We start from the raw sequence: 1,241 nt of genomic DNA on the forward strand, positions 1-1,241 counted from the left end.
CAAAAGGCGCGTAAAGACTGTCCGCATCCGAGCCAGGAGAAGGCAGCCCGGATGAACCTTGGCGAAATCCAACGGGCCACAAGAAAGTCGCCTCTTTCCAACCAAAAGACAGCACGCAGCCTTGCCCGTCGGCGGAGCGCGCCATGCCTGATCAGAGACTGTCAGCGCATGGTCTTGTCTGTCGCTTAACGGGAGCCTGTGGTTTGCAAGCGTGCAGGAGCTCATTCACGATCAAGTCGGAACTCTCGCTCTCCGACACTTCCAGATCGCGGTCCACAGTATTCCAATCAGCGGATCATTGACTCCCAATCAGCGAAACCCGATAGTTCTCGCGGAAGGGGAGCGGAATTGGGATGTTCGAGCGGTTCGTAGAGCGACGGGCGGAGGAAGCCCTTTCGGATACCCCGGTGGTTCTGATCGTAGGACCGCGCCGGGCTGGCAAGACCACGCTCGTCCGCAAGATGGGGGAAGTCGGCCGAACCTATATCACGCTTGACGACCAGACCGTCTTGGAGGCCGCCCAATCGGATCCCGCTGGCTTTATTCGAGGGGTGGATCGAGCCATAATTGACGAGATCCAGCGTGCGCCTGACCTACTGCTAGCGATCAAGAAGACGGTCGACGAAGACTATCGGCCGGGTCGCTTTCTACTCACGGGGTCGGCGAACGTGCTAACCTTGCCGCGGGTCTCTGAAAGCTTGGCTGGCCGGATGGAGACCATCCAGATGCTGCCGCTAGCGAGGGGCGAGATTGAAGGGCGGACACCAGCCTTTTTGGAATCCCTCTTCGAAGGGAAGCTCGAGAGTCAGCGGGACGCAATCGTCGGCGATGATCTTATCGAGCTAGTTCTGCTTGGCGGCTTCCCTGAGGCGATCGGCCGTGACAGCGAGCGGCGGCGTCAAGATTGGTTGCGATCCTACCTTACTTCTATCCTCACGCGTGACCTGCGGGACATCGCCGATGTGGAGAAGTTGACCGAGCTTCCGAAATTCGTGCGGTTACTGGCAGAACACTCGGGCCAATTGGTCAACTATTCGCAGTTCGGCGGAGCCATTAACGTCAGCCACAAGACGGGCCAACGCTATGTCGGGTTGCTCGAACAGGTATTCCTAGTGGCGACGGTGCAGCCTTGGTTCAGCAACGCGCTGAAGCGCATCGTCAAGACACCGAAACTGCATTTCCTGGATTCCGGTCTGCTGGCGACGGTGCGGGGGTTAACCTTCGATCGAGTGAAGGCGGAC

General features: G+C 58.7%; 1 protein-coding gene. It reads left to right on the forward strand.

The window, feature by feature from the left end; translation table 11 throughout:
- Positions 1–353: 353 nt before the first annotated feature.
- Positions 354–1,241 (forward strand): ATP-binding protein (locus RCCGE510_RS32605; RefSeq protein ID WP_007637875.1); only part of this gene is annotated, 888 nt, incomplete at its 3' end.

Source organism: Rhizobium sp. CCGE 510 (genome assembly GCF_000292525.1).
Taxonomy (GTDB): domain Bacteria; phylum Pseudomonadota; class Alphaproteobacteria; order Rhizobiales; family Rhizobiaceae; genus Rhizobium.